This is a genomic window from Methylosinus sp., assembly GCF_036560965.1.
In the GTDB taxonomy this organism is placed as follows: domain Bacteria; phylum Pseudomonadota; class Alphaproteobacteria; order Rhizobiales; family Beijerinckiaceae; genus Methylosinus.
Genome location: NZ_DATBQF010000052.1, coordinates 22719 through 38529 on the forward strand (window position 1 = coordinate 22719; position 15811 = coordinate 38529).

The 15811-nt window shown below is 65.0% G+C and carries 19 protein-coding genes and 1 tRNA gene; 17 read left to right on the forward strand and 3 right to left on the reverse strand.

Going from position 1 to position 15811, the window contains the following annotated elements:
* Positions 1-40: 40 nt before the first annotated feature.
* The gene (locus tag VIF40_RS12975; protein WP_331937927.1) at positions 41-301 is read right to left on the reverse strand and encodes a helix-turn-helix transcriptional regulator; all 261 of its coding nucleotides are present in this window, start codon (positions 299-301) and stop codon (positions 41-43) included.
* Positions 302-517: 216 nt separating this feature from the next.
* Here VIF40_RS12975 and VIF40_RS12980 point away from each other — a divergent pair, with 216 nt between their 5' ends.
* The 5 genes from VIF40_RS12980 (at position 518) to VIF40_RS13000 (ending at position 2727) form a co-directional block, all read left to right on the forward strand.
* The gene (locus VIF40_RS12980) at positions 518-718 is read left to right on the forward strand and encodes a hypothetical protein (RefSeq protein ID WP_331937928.1); all 201 of its coding nucleotides are present in this window, start codon (positions 518-520) and stop codon (positions 716-718) included.
* Positions 715-1002, forward strand: a complete 288-nt coding sequence (locus VIF40_RS12985; protein ID WP_331937929.1) for a hypothetical protein — start codon at positions 715-717, stop codon at positions 1000-1002. Before VIF40_RS12980 ends, VIF40_RS12985 begins: the two co-directional genes overlap by 4 nt.
* A 53-nt stretch (positions 1003-1055) precedes the next feature.
* The gene (locus VIF40_RS12990; protein WP_331937930.1) at positions 1056-1421 is read left to right on the forward strand and encodes a hypothetical protein; all 366 of its coding nucleotides are present in this window, start codon (positions 1056-1058) and stop codon (positions 1419-1421) included.
* A 175-nt stretch (positions 1422-1596) separates the two neighbouring features.
* A complete protein-coding gene (locus VIF40_RS12995) occupies positions 1597-2478 on the forward strand; it encodes a hypothetical protein (RefSeq protein ID WP_331937931.1) in 882 nt (293 codons plus the stop codon).
* Positions 2479-2499: 21 nt separating this feature from the next.
* Entirely contained in the window at positions 2500-2727 is a 228-nt protein-coding gene (locus tag VIF40_RS13000) for a phage antirepressor N-terminal domain-containing protein (protein WP_331937978.1), read from the forward strand.
* Positions 2728-3214: 487 nt separating this feature from the next.
* Here VIF40_RS13000 and VIF40_RS13005 read toward each other — a convergent pair.
* Positions 3215-3290, reverse strand: a tRNA-Ala gene (locus tag VIF40_RS13005).
* A 228-nt stretch (positions 3291-3518) separates the two neighbouring features.
* Here VIF40_RS13005 and VIF40_RS13010 point away from each other — a divergent pair.
* From VIF40_RS13010 to VIF40_RS13020, 3 genes are read left to right on the forward strand one after another with little or no spacing between them, the layout of a single operon-like run.
* On the forward strand, positions 3519-3809 hold the full coding sequence (locus VIF40_RS13010) for a YggT family protein (RefSeq protein ID WP_331937932.1): 291 nt from the start codon (positions 3519-3521) through the stop codon (positions 3807-3809).
* Position 3810: 1 nt separating this feature from the next.
* Positions 3811-4158, forward strand: a complete 348-nt coding sequence (locus VIF40_RS13015; protein WP_331937933.1) for a DUF167 family protein — start codon at positions 3811-3813, stop codon at positions 4156-4158.
* A gap of 18 nt (positions 4159-4176) precedes the next feature.
* Positions 4177-5229 (forward strand): MaoC family dehydratase, encoded by a 1053-nt coding sequence (locus VIF40_RS13020; protein ID WP_414684804.1) that lies wholly within the window; start codon positions 4177-4179, stop codon positions 5227-5229.
* A gap of 74 nt (positions 5230-5303) precedes the next feature.
* On the opposite strand, the gene VIF40_RS13025 is transcribed toward VIF40_RS13020, so the two are convergent.
* Positions 5304-5504, reverse strand: a complete 201-nt coding sequence (locus VIF40_RS13025; RefSeq protein WP_331937979.1) for a CsbD family protein — start codon at positions 5502-5504, stop codon at positions 5304-5306.
* 148 nt (positions 5505-5652) lie between these two features.
* Between VIF40_RS13025 and VIF40_RS13030 the strand changes: the two genes are divergently transcribed.
* The 9 genes from VIF40_RS13030 (at position 5653) to VIF40_RS13070 (ending at position 15783) form a co-directional block, all read left to right on the forward strand.
* Positions 5653-7152: a S10 family peptidase gene (locus VIF40_RS13030; RefSeq protein WP_331937935.1), complete on the forward strand. Its 1500-nt coding sequence runs from the start codon at positions 5653-5655 to the stop codon at positions 7150-7152.
* A 339-nt stretch (positions 7153-7491) separates the two neighbouring features.
* Positions 7492-9996 (forward strand): TonB-dependent receptor, encoded by a 2505-nt coding sequence (locus VIF40_RS13035; RefSeq protein ID WP_331937936.1) that lies wholly within the window; start codon positions 7492-7494, stop codon positions 9994-9996.
* A 93-nt stretch (positions 9997-10089) separates the two neighbouring features.
* Complete coding sequence (locus VIF40_RS13040; RefSeq protein ID WP_331937937.1) at positions 10090-10773, forward strand: Fe2+-dependent dioxygenase; 684 nt, start codon at positions 10090-10092, stop codon at positions 10771-10773.
* Between the two features lie 10 nt (positions 10774-10783).
* Entirely contained in the window at positions 10784-11467 is a 684-nt protein-coding gene (locus VIF40_RS13045) for a Fe2+-dependent dioxygenase (RefSeq protein WP_331937938.1), read from the forward strand.
* On the forward strand, positions 11464-12258 hold the full coding sequence (gene exbB / locus VIF40_RS13050) for a tonB-system energizer ExbB (protein ID WP_331937939.1): 795 nt from the start codon (positions 11464-11466) through the stop codon (positions 12256-12258). The genes VIF40_RS13045 and exbB overlap by 4 nt, the downstream gene beginning before the upstream one ends.
* A gap of 6 nt (positions 12259-12264) precedes the next feature.
* On the forward strand, positions 12265-12726 hold the full coding sequence (exbD, locus tag VIF40_RS13055; protein ID WP_331937940.1) for a TonB system transport protein ExbD: 462 nt from the start codon (positions 12265-12267) through the stop codon (positions 12724-12726).
* Positions 12723-13514: a TonB family protein gene (locus VIF40_RS13060; protein ID WP_331937941.1), complete on the forward strand. Its 792-nt coding sequence runs from the start codon at positions 12723-12725 to the stop codon at positions 13512-13514. The genes exbD and VIF40_RS13060 overlap by 4 nt, the downstream gene beginning before the upstream one ends.
* Positions 13515-13566: 52 nt before the next feature.
* Entirely contained in the window at positions 13567-15009 is a 1443-nt protein-coding gene (locus tag VIF40_RS13065; RefSeq protein WP_331937942.1) for an amino acid permease, read from the forward strand.
* A gap of 93 nt (positions 15010-15102) precedes the next feature.
* Positions 15103-15783, forward strand: a complete 681-nt coding sequence (locus tag VIF40_RS13070) for a sensor histidine kinase (protein ID WP_331937943.1) — start codon at positions 15103-15105, stop codon at positions 15781-15783.
* Positions 15784-15811: the final 28 nt, after the last annotated feature.

A 15811-nucleotide genomic window follows, 5' to 3' on the forward strand; every position in this document is an offset into this window, starting at 1 on the left:
CTGAGATTTCGCGCACTTTTACGCAGAATCGAGCAAAAGCCTACCGCCCCTTCCTCAGCCTCACGCCCGGCCCCTCGCCATTCTCGTCGACGAAGATCACGCCGGCCGATTCGAGCGCAGCGACGATCTTAGCCGCAGTGTCGGCGCGCCCGCCAAGCTCCCCGTCCTGAGATTCGAGGCGACGGATCGTCACGATCGATAGGCCGCTCGCTTCCGAAAGATCGGTTTGCTTCCAGCCCACAAGCTCCCGCGCCGCCTTCAGTTGGCGAATTGATATTCGCAATATCTTTTCGATTGACATTCGCCCCGCCTCTGACTGATATTCTAAATATCACGACCCGCTCACCCGAGCAACCCGCCGCCGGAATCCACCCTTTCCGGCGAACGCCCGAGGCTTGCCCATGTCCTGGAAAATTGCCGCGACCCTCTATTTTCTCGCTCCCTTTGCCCTCGTGGCGCTGCCTCTCTTCATCGTCGAGACCGCTCGCGCCGTCGCCGCCATTCGGAGAGGCTGACCATGGCCATCATCGAATTTCCCACCCCTGCGCCGCGCCCTCGCATCACGGCCGAAGAACTCGCCTCCCGCCTCCTAGAGAAGGTCGAGGCCGGCGCCGAGGCGCTGTTGCGTCGAATGGTCGAGATGAACCCCGAGTTCTGGCGGCGGCTCGCTGAGCCGAAAGGCGTCGTCGTCGCCATCCGCGCCGAGGGGCGCCCGTGACGCTGATCGAGCTTCCCCGCCGCCGGGCCGCCCCGCGCGTCTTCGTCGAGCCCGAACCGGACCTCTCGCGCCGAGTCGCCCGCGCTCTCTCGGCCCTCGGCGACCTTCCCGAGGGCTTCGATCTTCCCGGCCTCGACGATCTCGCCGCAGCGCTGATCGATATTGCCGACGAGCTGGGCGGGGACACGGACCTCGAGCCGGACCCCGACGACGAGCCGGAAGAGGATCGCGACGAGTGCGACCTCCCGCTCTTCGTCCATGCGGGACGCGCGCGCCCGCCGTAGGGGCTCCCACAAGGACCGCGCATTCGATCAATCTGCATTCAAAGGAAAATCATATGACCACCACCACCACCAGCGCCGCGACTTCGGCCAATGTGGCCGCGCTCGACTTCCGGCCGTGGGAGCATAGAGCCGATGAATGGACGCCGCCCTCTAACGCCGAATGGGCGAGCCTTGCGAATCCCTATCTCATCACCATCCGCTTGGCATGGCTGACGCTTTTTAAGACGAAGCCCGAGGTGATGAAGATCGTCGAGAGCATGAACGACGACGATGGCCGGCAGATGATGGAGGGCTTCGTCGACACCATTGATTTTTTCAAAAGCACGCTCGCAATCTTGCAGAACGCCGAGGCGCGCATTCTGTGCGCTGGCGCGGCTGTGATTGTGCGCGACGAAGACGCAGCCGAGGCAAGCTCATGACCTCGCCCTTGCGCCTTCCCCGTCTCCTCGCCGCTCGCGCGCTCCTATGGCTCGCCCGACGCGCCGATTATGTCCCGCCGCCGGCCGATTGCCCGCCGACCCTGCGGGAGCTGGCGCTCGCTCTCGGCCGGGCGAAGCTGGCCCGCTGGCATCGAGCGCTGGGGAGGATCGGCCGATGAACTTCTCTCGATGGTTCAAAGCCGCCGGCGCCGACTTCCTCGACATGAGGCTGCGCAAGCTCCCGGCCGGCCTCTTCAAGCACTGGTATTTCGTCCGCTGTCTCGCCGCCTGCAACGGTGGGGCGCTGCCGCCGGTGGAGCAGCTGGCGTTCCTGCTCGGCTCTCGGGCCGCCGTGGTCGAGCGTCGGCTCGCGGCGCTGCGGTCGGCCGGGCTGCTCGAGGAGGTCGACGGCGAGCTCCGCATCGTCGATGGTGATGACAGCGCCGCCGAAGAGGACGAGGAGAGCGAGGAGGAGACCCGGCGCCCTCTCTCTGCCGCGGAACGGACCCGGCGCTGGCGCGAGCGGCGAGCCGGCGGTGACGAAGTGGTGACGGCCGAGCGTGACGCCGGCGCGGTGACGCCGGAATATATAGAAGATCAAATCTTAGAATCTATCTCTTCCGGTGACGGTGACGAGCCGTCACAGGACGCTCCGGACTTCTCCGCTTTCTGGCGGGCCTTTCCCAAGCGGGAGGGCGACAACCCCGAAGCGCCGGCCCGCGCGGCCTGGCGCAAGGCGCTCGCCGGTGGAGCCAGTGCAACCGAGATCATGCGCGGGGCGCGGGCCTATGCTGCGGCGACGGCGGGCCGAGAGCGGAAATTCATCGTCTCTGCAGGGCGATGGCTCGCCGAGGGCCGCTATCGCGACGCAGGGCCGCCGCAGCCGAGCGCCGCGGTTGCCGCCGCTGGCGTATGGATTGAAGCCGGCTCGACCGCGTGGAGCGCCTGGACGCAGCATTGGCTCGCGACGAAGGGAAAACGCCCGCCGATCGATGGAAAGGGAGGATGGCGCTTCCCGAGCCCCATGCCGGCGGACGCGATCGCCGAGGCTGCGTGAGGCAAATTCAACCATGCGGATATCCGCTTGGTTGCGATGCGGCGCATCTGCGAAAATCTCGGGATGAGCTGGGCGAGGCAGAGCGTAAAGCTCGAACAGCAAAAGGAAAAGTTCAACCGTTGCGATATCGAAACAGTTGCCGAAGACGGCAAGCCCCGCGAAATGGTCGCCATCCCGACCCGCAAGCTCGCCCTTTGGCTCGCGTGCATGTCCGGTCGAATGGAGCGCGCAGGGGGGGCATGGGGGTAAAATTCCACGGCGCGAAAGGGAGCCCGAACCGGCACAGGTGATTCGCGCGCAAAACCGCGAATTAGCGAATGGGTATTTTTCGATGGCCCCGAGGGGGAAAAACCAAAGCCGACGCACCTGAAGCTCGTGACGGGAAATCCCGGCAAGAGGCCGCTTCCGGGCGCCAGCTCTTGCGCCACATCCCCGGCCCGCCTAATCTATGAGCAAGCCGAAGGTTTCCCTGAGCCGGACGCAACAGCGAAACGCCCCGACGCCGGATGAACGCGCGGGGCGTTTTTGCGTCTGTCGCTACGCGGCGGAAAATTCCATCGGAACTCGGATAATCCGCTTCGTCGCTCAAAAGGGCGAAGGAAGTGATTCGTTCAGCTCTCAGAATGGTCGAGGCGAGGGGCCGAATTTGTGGCCGGATGGGATGGCGTTCGGTAGCTATCTGGTAGCTTTGTCGCCAGCAGGCTCGCATATTCGGCTTATAACGTATTGATTTCCTTGGTGGAGCTGCGGGGAATCGAACCCCGGACCTCTGCAGTGCGATTGCAGCGCTCTCCCATCTGAGCTACAGCCCCGTTCCGAGGCGCTGGATACTCGGCGCCTATTCGGCTGTCAATCCGCTCCGCGTCGAAATCGTTCCGAGCGACCGCGATCGAGCCGACGCCCGGGCCGCGCCACGGCTGCGCCGTCGCTTTCTCCGCGCAACGGGGGGAGGTGGGGGACGGCGGGGCGATGGCGGGGATTGCGGCGGCTGGACAGGAAGGATAGAGACGTCTTCGAATTCGACCGGTGGAACGCGCAACATGCAATATGCCGTGGTCAATCTGCTCTTCACGATCATCGACCTCTATTGGTGGGTCGTCATCGCCATGGCCGTGATGTCCTGGCTCATCGCTTTCGACGTGGTGAACACCAGGTCGCGGGTGGTCTATTCGCTGTGGAACGCGCTCAATGCGCTGACCGAGCCGGTCCTGCGGCCGATCCGCAGCGTGCTGCCGAGCCTCGGCGGCATGGATATCTCGCCCATCATCCTGCTGCTCGCGCTGCAATTCCTGCGCAATCTGCTTGCCGGCCAGCTCGGCGGCATGGGCTGACATGGCCAATGCCTCGGCCGATGCGACGGCCGCAGCCTGGAGCGCGGAGGGTGATGGAGTCGCCCTCTGGGTCAGGCTGACGCCCAAGGGCGGCCGCGACTCCGTCGACGGCGTCGAGCGTCTGGCCGACGGCAGAGCCGTGCTCAAGGCGCGGGTTCGGGCGGCGCCGGAGGATGGCCGCGCCAATGACGCGCTGGTCGAGCTCCTCGCCGAGACGCTCGGCGCGCCGCGCAAAGCCGTGTCGATCGCCTCCGGTCACACGGCGCGGCTGAAAAAGCTGTTCATCGCGGGCGATCCCGCACGGCTCCTCGCAGCGCTGGAGAAGACCGGCGCGACAAAAAATGGTTGAGGCATGAGCAAGTCGAAGATGAGCAAGTCGAAGGTCGGAAATTTCTTCGAGGATTTCTCTTTGGGCCAGGTGATCCGGCACGCCGCCCCGCGCACGGTGACCGTGGGCGACGTCGCGCTCTACACAGCGCTCTATCTGCCGCGCTTCGCCGTGCAGTCGTCGGCGGCCTTCGCGCAGGCCATCGGCTATCGCGAGGCGCCGATCGACGACATTCTGGTCTTCCATTTCGTGCTCGGCAAGACCGTGCCGGATGTGTCGCTGAACGCCATCGCCAATCTCGGCTACGCCGATTTCAAATTTCTGGCGCCGGTCTATCCGGGCGACACGCTGACGGCGACCTCGGAGGTCATCGGCCTCAAGGAGAACTCCAATAAGGAGACCGGCGTCGTCTATGTCCGCTCCACCGGCAAGAATCAGCGTGGCGAGACCGTGCTCGACTACGCCCGCTGGGTGATGGTGAAGAAGCGCGACAAGGACGCCCCGGTCGGGCCGGAGGTCGTGCCGACGCTGCCCAAATCCGTCGCGCCGGCCGATCTCGGCAAGGCCGTGCCGCCGATCGACGTCGCCGCCTATGACAAGGACCTGGCCGGCTCGCCCTATTTCTGGAGCGATTACGACGTCGGCGAGAAGATCGACCATATAGACGGGATGACGGTGGAAGAGGCCGAGCATCAGATCGCCACGCGCCTCTACCAGAACAATTCCAAGGTCCATTTCAACCAATATTACGAAGCGCAGGGGCGGTTCGGAAAGCGTATCATCTATGGCGGGCATGTGATCTCGCTCGCGCGCGCGCTCTCCTTCAACGGCCTCGAGAATGCTTTCCATATTTCGGCGGTGAATGGCGGACGCCATGTCAATCCGCTATTTGCGGGCGGCACCGTCTTCGCCTGGTCGGAGGTGCTGGACAAGGCCGAGATTCCCGGCCGCTCGGACATCGGTGCGCTGCGCCTGCGGCTCGTCGCCGCCAAGGATCACCCGCCGGCCGATTTCCCGCTCACGACGGCGGAGGGCAAGCCGCATCCCGCCGTGCTGCTCGACCTCGATTATTGGGCGGTTCTGCCGCGCTGACGTCGAAAGTCGCGGCGGCCGGAGAACCGGCCGCCGCTTTGTCTCTCCCCTGGGAGCGGAGAGGCGTCGCTGGCTCAGTGGAGCGTTTTCAGCCAGTCATCGACGTCTTTGCTGACGGCTTCCTTGCTCTTGCCGTAGCGTTTCTGCAGCTCGCCTTCGAATTGGTCGCGCTTGCCCTGGATTCTGGTCAGGTCGTCATCGGTCAGGTCGCCCCACTTCTCTTTGATCCTGCCTTTGGCCTGCTTCCAATTGCCTTCGATCTGGTTCCATTCCATCTTTTTTCTCCTCTGCTGTGGCGCATCTATTTCGAGCGCCGCATGGGATCGGATGACAATTCTTGCCGCCGCAGATGGTTCCATCGCCCTTCGCCACGCTCGAGCGCGGCGCTATTTGTCGTGCAATCGTGAAACGAGAGGTCTGGATATGATTTCGAAAGCCTGGATTGCGCTCGCGCTCGCTCTGATTTTCTCTGCGTCGTCGAGCCTCGCCGCGCCGCCCGCCGCGCCGAAAAAAGAGAGCGAGGAGGTCGCCGATCAATCGCAAGGCCTTCCGACGGAGGTCACGACCACGCATTCGATGACGATTCGCGGCGAGAAGCTGTCCTTTCTCTCGCGCGCCGGCGCAGTGCGGCTGCGCGATGCGCAGAGCGGCGCGCCGCGGGTCGACGTCGCTTTCGTCTCGTATGAGCGTTCCGATGTCGACGCGTTGGCGCGGCCGATCGCTTTCGTGTTCAACGGCGGCCCGGGCGCTGCCTCCGCCTGGCTCGCCCTCGGCGGCGTCTCGCCCTGGCGGCTGTCGCTCGGCTCCGGTCCGCTCTCGCCTTCGGCGCCGCCCGTCGTCGTCGACAATGCCGAGAGCTGGCTGCCTTTCGTCGATCTCGTCTTCATCGATCCGCCGGGCACGGGCTACAGCAAGTTCCTCACCGACAATGAGGAGATGCGAAAGCACTTCTTCTCGACGCAGGGCGACGCCGAGGCGCTTGCCGTGGTCGTGCGCAAATGGCTGGCGACGCATCGGCGCCTCGCCTCGCCCAAATTTCTCGTCGGCGAGAGCTATGGCGGCTTTCGTGCGGTCGAGCTCGCCCATGCGCTGCGCGAGCGCGAGAGCGTCGGCGTCGAGGGCCTCGTGCTGATCTCGCCGGCGCTCGATTTCGCCTGGCTCGACAGCCCGCGCAATCTTTTGTCTCTGGCCGGCCGCCTGCCGTCCTATGCGGCCGTCGCGCGCGACGCCAAGCAGCGTTCCGAGCTCGCCGATGTCGAGGCCTACGCCTCGGGCGAATTCCTCGTCGATCTGCTCAAGGGCCCGCGCGACAAGGAGGCGCTGGAGCGGCTCGATTCGAATGTCGCGCGCTTCACCGGGCTCGATGCGCGCATCGTGGAGGAGGAGGGCGGCCGCGTCTCGCTCAAGACCTTCCTGCGTGATCGCCTGCGCGCCTCGCGTCTGGTCTCCAGCGCCTATGACGGCGAGGTGACGGGCTTCGATCCGCGACCCTTCTCGCGGGAGAGCGAATGGGCCGATCCCGTGCTCGACGCGCTCGCCGCGCCGCTCGGCGCAGCCATGACGCGCGTGACGATCGAGAAGCTGCAATGGCCGATCGGCGACGCGCGCTATGAGATTCTCAATCACAAGGTCGCGCGGGAGTGGGACTTTGGACGCGGCGGCCGCGCCAACGCCGAGGCGGTCTCGACGCTGCGCGACGAGCTCGCGCTCGATTCGCGCCTCAAGGTGCTCGTCGCCCATGGGCTCGCCGATCTGGTGACGCCCTATTTCGCCAGCAAGCTGCTGCTCGACCAGCTGCCGGCCTTCGGCGAGGCGTCGCGGCTGCGGCTCGTGACCGTGCCCGGCGGGCACATGTCCTATATCCGCGACGACTCCCGCAGGCTGCTGCGCGACGAGGCGCGCAAGACGATCGAAGGCAAATGAGTCGGCAAAAGCGATTGTGACGATCGGGGGCGGCGCGAAGCGGGCATGCGCTCGAAGCGTCGTCCCTCGAGCAACTTACGTTCGACGCGCGCGCCGGCCGGCGCGGTGAGACGAGCGAGATAGTTCCATCCAATTCTAAAATGGAAATATTCCAATCAGCGCCTTTCGAACAATGTTCGAAAGGCGACAGAAGCTTTTGTCGCGAGCGCTTCAAGAATTGAGTTCTTGCAAGATTTCCAGTCTACGCATCCCTCGATTGACCCTGCCCCTAGCGGAAAATACTCATAGTGGAATACCTTACCGGCTTCGCCGGATTGGATTTCACGGGGGCAGGACAGAATGAACACCATCAAAGCGCCGTTTTCGCTGCGCAGCCTGAGACGCGGCGCATCCGCGCCGGCTCCGCGCATCGACGGCCCGTCCGCGAAAGTCTTGGGAGCCGCGGCGTTGCTGGTCGCGAGCGTCGGCGTCGCGGCCGCGCAGGAAGCCACCCAGCCGCTGCCGGCGGTGCGCGTCGACGCGCCGAAAGAAAAGCCGAAGCCGGTCGTCCATGCGGCTCCGGCCGCGCATCACGCCGCCAAGCCGCGGCGGACGACGCATGTTCCGGCGCAGCAGCCGGCCGCGCCACAGGCGGGCGCGCAGGGCGGCCAGGCCGCGCAGGCCGGGGCAGGGGGCGGGGCGGCTCCGGCCGACGCCAATCCCTATGCCGATCCCAAGGCGCCCTATAAGGTCGATCGCCTATCGTCGAACAAATTCACCGAGCCGGTGCTGAACACGCCGCGCACGATCACCGTGCTCACCAAGGAAGTGCTCGCGGACAAGAATGCGACCACTCTGCGCGAGATCGGCCGCAGCACGGCGGGCGTGACGCTCGGCACGGGCGAGGGCGGCAACGCTTTCGGCGACCGTTTCTTCATCCGCGGCTTCGACGCCCGCAACGATATATTCGTCGACGGCGTGCGCGATCCGGGCGTGAGCATTCGCGAGAATTTCTACACGGAGCAGGTGGAGATATTGCGCGGTCCCGGCTCCAGCTTCTCGGGCCGAGGCACCGCCGGCGGCGCGGTCAATATCGTCACCAAGCAAGCGGGCGAAAAGGATTTCTACGACCTCAAGTTCGGCGGCGGTCCGTCGGACAATTCCAAGCGCCTGACGGTCGACGTCAACAAATCGATCAGCCCGATTCTCGACGTGCGCGTCAATGGCGTGTGGCAGGACTCGAATGTGGCGGGCCGCAACTATGTCGTCGACGATCGCAATGGCGTGTCGGGCTCGGTGGTGTTCAAGCCGACGTCCGATCTGAAGCTGACCGCCTCCTACACGCATGTGCGTCTCGACGGATTGCCGGATTTCGGCGTTCCGTACAATCGCGCCGCTCGGCGGCCGCTGACCGAGGGCGTCACCAGCCGCAATCTCTATTACGGGCTGGTCAATCGCGACTTCCAGAGGTCGCAGCAAGACTTCGGCACCTTCACCGGCGAATATCGCGTCAACGAATACGTCACGCTGAGCAGCAAGCTGCGGCAGGAGCGCTCGACGCTCGACTATATAGGGACTTTGGCGGAATCGCCGAATCTAACCAATCTCACGGTCAACTTGAATCCGCAGAGCCGTTATCAAGTCACCAACACGCTCTCCAATCAGACCGAGGCCTCGGTGAAATTCGACACCGGCCCGGTGAAGCACGCGATCGTCGTGGGAACAGAATTCTCGCGCGAGTTCGTGACCCGCGACTCCTACACCGGGTTGACGTCGGAGAATTCGGGCGTGACCTTCTCGGGGAACGGATCGCTCAGCGGCGTCAGCATCTTCTATCCGCCGAACGAGCTCGCGTTCTCGTCGCAGCCGCGTCGCGCGCACAATCCCACCTATATCGGCGTCGACTCCAAGGCCGGTTATCTCATCGAGACCGCCAATTATCAGGATCTCGTCATTCTGAACGGCGGCGTGCGCTACGATGATTACAACATCACCTCGCGCTCGGCGACGACATGGGCGCAGAACCATTCGGGGATGGTGAACTACAACTTCGGCGCTGTCGTGAAGCCGCTGCCCAATGTCAGCATTTTTGCGGCCTATGCGACGTCCTCCAATCCGATCGGCGCGGAGCTCGACGGCGCGGCGGCCAATTATGGCGGCATCAATGCGGCTTCGCAGATTTTCACGCCGCAGATGAACAAGGCTTGGGAGGTCGGCGCCAAATGGGAGTTGTTCGATCGTCATCTCCTGGCGACGGCGTCCTACTTCCAGACCAATGTCTCTAACGCCCGCGAGGTCAATTCCGGCGTGACCACGGCCGGCGCCGCCTATGAGGTCAATGGCGTCGATCTCGAGGTCGCCGGCAAGATCAACGAGAAATGGAGCGTCACCGGCGGCTTGGTGGTGATGGATTCGCGTGTCAAATCATCCTATGTGCCGACCAATGTCGGCCTGCAGCTCGCCAATATCGCGCATGAATCGTTCAGCCTGCTCTCGAAATACGAGATCGGCGATCTGTTCGGCTTCGCCCCGGATCGGCTCGAGATCGGCGGCCAGGCGGTCTACAAGTCGAAGGTCTATGGCGGCAACAATCTCGTCGCCAATGGCTCGACGGTGGTGAACGCTTTCGGATTGCCCACGCCGACTGCGGCCAATCCCTATGTGAATGTTCCCAATGTGCTGCCGTCCGCGTGGCGTTTCGACGCCTTCGCCGAGGCGAAAATCACCGAGAACATCACGTTCAAGGTCTCTGTCGTGAATATGTTCGACCGCACCTATTACGACGCTTTCTATCAGAGCGCGACGCCCTTCGTGCAGGTGGCGCCCGGCCGCACCGTGCTGTTCGAGGCGCGCGCCAAATTCTGAGACGCATCGTCGCAGGCGCCGGCTCCCTTGGAAAAGTTTCAAACAAGGAGCCGGCGCCTTCCCTCGGCGCTTCGAAACATGGAATGTGCGGAAATGCTGATCTGCGTCCCGGACGTCCTGACCAAGGAGACCGTCGCCCAGTTCCGCAGCGTCATGGACGCCGCGGAATGGGAGGACGGCGCCTCCACCGCTGGAGCGCAGCCGCCCTCGGTGAAGAGCAATGAGCAGCTCCCGCCCAATGGCGAATTGTCGCGGCGCCTCGGCGAGCGCCTGCTGCAGGCGGTCGTCTCGCATCCGGGCTTCATTTCGGCGGCGATCCCGCTGCGTATCTATCCGCCTATGTTCAATCGCTATCGCGTCGGCCATCATTTCGGCGTCCATGTCGACAATGCGGTGCGCGGCGATCCGCTGACCGGCATGCGCATTCGCGCCGACCTCGCGGTCACTGTCTTTCTCTCCGAGCCGGAGGACTATGACGGCGGCGAGCTGGTCGTCGACGACGCTTACGACTCTCGTCAGGTCAAGCTTCCGGCGGGCGCGCTCGCTGTCTATCCGGCGAGCGATCTGCACATGGTCGCGCCGGTCACGCGCGGCGCGCGTGTCGCCTCCTTCTTCTGGGCGCAGAGCATGGTCCGCCAGGAGAGCGTGCGCGACGTGATCTATGATCTCGACACGGCGATCCAGGAGCTCGCGCCGCGCCTCGGCGGCGATGACGAGAATGTGATGAAGCTCGGCGGCGTCTATCACAATCTCATTCGCCATTGGAGCGAGGTATGAGGGTCGCGCCATGCTGATCTGCATACCCGATGTGCTCGATGCGCGGCAGGTCGCCTATTTTCGCGATGCGATGTCGCAGACCGTGTGGGAAGACGGCCGCACGACGGCAGGTTCGCAATCGAGCCTCGTGAAGAATAATCTGCAATTGCCGCAAGACGGCGCCGCAGCCCGCGAATTGGGCGATATCGTGCTCGATGCGCTCGCAGCCTGTCCGACTTTCGTCTCCGCGGCTCTGCCGCTGAAGATTTTTCCGCCGCTGTTCAACCGCTATGGCGCGGGGCATGACTTCGGCCTGCATGTCGACAACGCCATTCGCGGCGTGCCACGCACATTGGTGCGCATTCGCACCGATCTCTCCGTCACACTGTTTCTCGCCGATCCCGCCGAATATGACGGCGGCGAATTGGTGATCGAGGACCATTTCGGCGCGCAGGAAGTGAAGCTGCCCGCCGGTCATCTGGTGCTCTATCCTTCGACGAGCCTGCATCTCGTGCGAGAGGTGACGCGCGGCGAGCGCGTCGCTTCGTTCTTTTGGCTTCAAAGCATGATTCGCGACAACGTGGTACGTTCGTTGCTATTTGATTTGGACCAGACGATTCAAGATCTCACGGAGAGGCTCGGAGCCGGCGATCCCGCCTGCGTCAAGCTGACGGGCGTCTATCACAATCTCATTCGCATATGGGCGGAAGCATGAAACGATCACTCCTGACGTTCGAGATCGCGGCCTCGTCTCTCCTCTACTCGACGGCTCTCTCCTTTGCGGAAGGGCGCGCGGACATCGTCAATCGTCCGCATGATCTTTCCGTGTCGAGCATGTTCCTCAACGCCGACATCGTCGTGAAGATCGTCATGCTGGGCCTCGTCGCCGCCTCCATCGGCACATGGACGGTGCTCATCGCCAAGACGATCGAATTGAAGCGCGCGCGCACGCGCGTTCGCGACTCGATCGAGCGTTTGCAGGATGCGCGCGGCCTCGCGGAAGCGCGTCTCGCGCTCGGCTCCGCCGATCCTCTCGCGAGCGCTTTGATCGCCGAGGCGCTGCGCGAGTTTCGTCTCTCCTCCGATCTCTCTTCGGCCGGCGGATTGAAAGACCGCGTGGCCTCGAGCTTCGCGGAGATCGAGCGCGCCGAGAGCCTCTCCATTCGTCGCGGCACGGGCCTGCTCGCCTCTGTCGGCTCCACCGGCCCCTTCATCGGCCTGTTTGGCACGGTGTGGGGCATTATGAATGCTTTCATCGGCATTTCGAAAGCGCAGACGACCAATCTCGCCGTGGTCGCGCCGGGCATCGCCGAGGCGCTGCTCGCGACCGCCATCGGCCTCGTCGCCGCCATTCCCGCCGTGCTGATCTACAATCATCTCGCGCGTCAGACGGGCGCCTATCTCGAGCTCGTCTCCAATCTCTCCGGCGAGCTGCTGCGCATCGTCTCGCGCGATCTCGATCGCGGCGTCCAGCAGGCGCCCGCTGTCCTGCGCGCCGCGGAGTAGAGCGTCATGGCCGGCAATATCGGAGGATCGCCGCGCGGCGCGCTCGAAGAGACGCACGAGATCAATGTCACGCCCTTCATCGACGTGATGCTCGTGCTCTTGATCATCTTCATGGTGGCGGCGCCGCTCGCCACTGTCGATCTTCCCGTCGATCTGCCGGCCGCGAGCGCCGCGACGCATACGAAGCCCGATAAGCCGATCTATCTGAGCATTCAAGCCGATCTCGCGCTGGCGCTGGGCGAGACGCCGGTCAAGCGCAATGATCTGATCGCCTCGCTCGACGCGCTCGCCGGCGGCGACAAGGACAAGCGCGTTTTCCTGCGCGCCGACACGGCGGTTCCCTATGGCGAGATGATGGCCATTCTCGAGCGCCTGCGCGCCGGCGGCTACACCAAGGTCTCGCTGGTCGCGCTCGACGCCGGCGGCGCTGCGACGGGCGGCGCTGCGACGGGCGGGGCTGCGAAATGAGCGTCGCCGCCGATCTCGGCAATTCGGGCGCGAGCAATCGCGTCTGGCGCGGCGCGGCGTTGGCGGCGCTGGCTGCGCATCTTCTCCTCCTCGCCGCGATTTTCGTGGTCTTCGAGATCGAGCCGGACGACGACTCCAGCGGCGCGCCGGCGATCGAGATCGGCCTCGCGCCCGCCGCGCCCCATGTCGAGGATTCGCCCGACGCTCCGCCCGGCCCGCAGGCAGATGAGGCGGCCGCCGCCGCGCCGGCTGTCGCCGCCTCGCAGACCAAGGACAATGACGATCCCAAGATCGCCCGCGTCGAGGCCGACGACGCCGATTACGCGACAGCCGAAAAGCACGAGAAGCCGGTGGAGGAGCCGACGAAGCGCGAGGCGACGCCGGTGATCTCCGCAGAATCGGCGGCCTCCGAGGCTGCCGCGCCGCCGCAGACCGACGCGCTCGCCGAGGCGCCGCGCGCCATCGCTCCGGTCCAAGGCGCCGACAAGGCCGCCCGCGCGGCCAAGCTCACCTGGCTGAAGGCGCTGATGGCGCATCTCAATCGCTCCAAGCGCTATCCGGGCGGGGCGGGACGGCGGGCCGGCGAGGTCGCCGTCGCCTTCACGCTCGACCGGCTCGGTCATGTGGTGAGCGCGAGCGTCAAGCGCTCCGCCGGCGATCGGACTTTCGACGATGCCGCGCTCGCCATGATGAAGCGCGCCGATCCGGTTCCGCCGCCGCCGCCGGCCGTGGCCGACGAGGGCCTCACCTTCGAGGTTCCGGTTCAGTTTCGCGCCGATAAGCACTGAGCCGGCGACCGAATATGCTAAGCTTCGGGGAGGATTCGACCGAAGGGGCGGCATGACCGAGAGAGGCTCTTTCCTGCGCGGTCTCGCGCGCGTCAAATCGCTGGAGACGCTCGCGGCGGAGGCTGGCGGCCAGAGCGGGCTGCGCCGCGTGCTGGGCCTCTGGCAATTGACCAGCATCGGCCTCGGCGGCCTGATCGGCGTCGGCATTTTCGTTTTGACCGGCGTGGTTGCGGCGACGCAGGCGGGGCCGGCGGTCTCACTGTCATTCCTCATCGCCGGCGTCGCCAGCGCGGCCGCGGCGCTCTGCTATGCGGAATTCGCCGGCATGATCCCGGCCGCAGGCAGCGCCTACACTTACGCCTATGCGGTGCTCGGCGAGCTCGCGGCCTGGATCATCGGCTGGGATCTGCTGCTCGAATATGCGCTCGTCGTCGCGGTCGTCTCGATCGGCTGGTCTGGATATCTGCAGGCGCTGCTCGGCCAGCTCGGCGTTTCGCTGCCGGTGTGGGCCGCGGGCGCGGCGGGGACGGGGGAGGGCCGGGTCGTCGATCTCGCGGCGATATTCGGCGCGCTTTTTGTTTCCGGCGTGCTGGTGCTGCGCATCGAATGGGGCGCGCGTTTCAACACCGTCATGGTGGTGGTGAAGACGGCCGCGGTTCTGCTCATCGTGGCTGCGGGGCTGCCGCATGTGCGCGTCGAGAATTGGACGCCCTTCATGCCTTATGGCTTCGGCGGCGTCGTCGAGGGTGCGGCCGTCGTGTTCTTCGCCGTCTTCGGCTACGACACGCTGACCACCGCGGCCGAGGAGGCGAAAGACCCGCAGCGCCAGCTGCCACGCGCGGTGCTGCTCTCGCTCGGCGTCGCGCTCACGCTCTATGTGGCGGTGTCGCTCGTGCTCACCGGAATGGTGCGCTACGACACGCTGAACAATCCCGCGCCGGTCGCCGCGGCCTTCACCGCCGTCGGCCTGCCCTGGGCGACGTTCATCATCTCCGTCGCGGCGGTCGCCGGCATCATCAGCGTCATGCTGGCGTTTCTGCTCGGCTGCGCGCGCATCTGCTTCGCCATGAGTCGAGACGGGCTGCTGCCGCCATGGTTCTCGCATGCGCATCCGCGCTTTCACACGCCGCATCGACCGACGCTCGTCATCGGCGCGCTGACGGCCATCGTCGCAGGGCTCTATCCGATCCGCGAGGTCGCCGAGCTCGTCAATATCGGAACGCTGTCGGCCTTTGTGGTCATCTGCATTTCCGTGATCGTCATGCGGCGCACGCGGCCGGATGCGCCGCGCAGCTTTCGCACGCCGCTCGTGCCTTTCATTCCGCTCGTCGGCGTCGGCTTCTCGCTCTGGCTTCTCTCCAAATTGCCGGCCGCGGCCTGGGAGCGCTTCGCGATTTGGATGGTTCTGGGGCTGATCTTTTATTTTTCCTACGGCCACGCGCGCAGCAAGCTCGCGCGTGCGGCGGCCGCGAGCGCGCAATCGACGCGAGTGTAGCTTGAAAATTCGCGACGTCCGCTTCACATAAAAGAAAACAGGTCCGCGCGACGGACGTCGTTTCCGACACGTTGCTCGGCGGGATCGGACCGGATGAGTGAAGTCGCGGGCGTATCCTCGACTGTCGAGGGCAAGAACAGGATCGCCGAGCTCGAGGCCGAACTCGCCAGAGTCCAGGCCGAGCTGCGCGCCGAGACGGATCGCTATCGCGAGCTTCGCCATCGCGTGCGCAATGATCTGCAGGCGCTGACGACATTGATCTCCGCGCAATCGCGACGTCTCGAGAGGCCCGAAGGCTGCAGCAATTGCGCCATGCGCTTGCGCAGCGCGGTGGAGCTCCACAATGCGCTGGACGATGACGACGAGGCCGAAATCTGCATGTCCTCCTATCTCTGGGCGCTCTCCGAAGCGCGCCGCAAAGCTTTCGACGAGCGCATTGTCGGCGAGGCGATCGCCGACGAGGATATTTTTCTCGATTATCGCCGCGCGCAATGCGTCGGCCTCGTCTATGTCGAAGCCGTCACCAATGCGATGAAGCACGCGTTTCCGGGCGCGGCGCATGGCGAGGTGCAGGTGCTGCTGCGCCGCATCGGCGACAGGCTCGAGCTGACGATCGCCGACAATGGCTGCGGTTTCGATCTGGCCAAAGTGGTGAAGGGCGACGGGCTGCAGCTGATACGCGGCCTCGCGCGTCAGCTGAAAGGCGAAGCCTCCTTCGAGCGTCTGCCGATCGGCACATTGGTGCGGCTCGTCTTTCCGGAGCATGCCGGGTGACGGCCGCGCCGATTCGGCGCGCATTTGC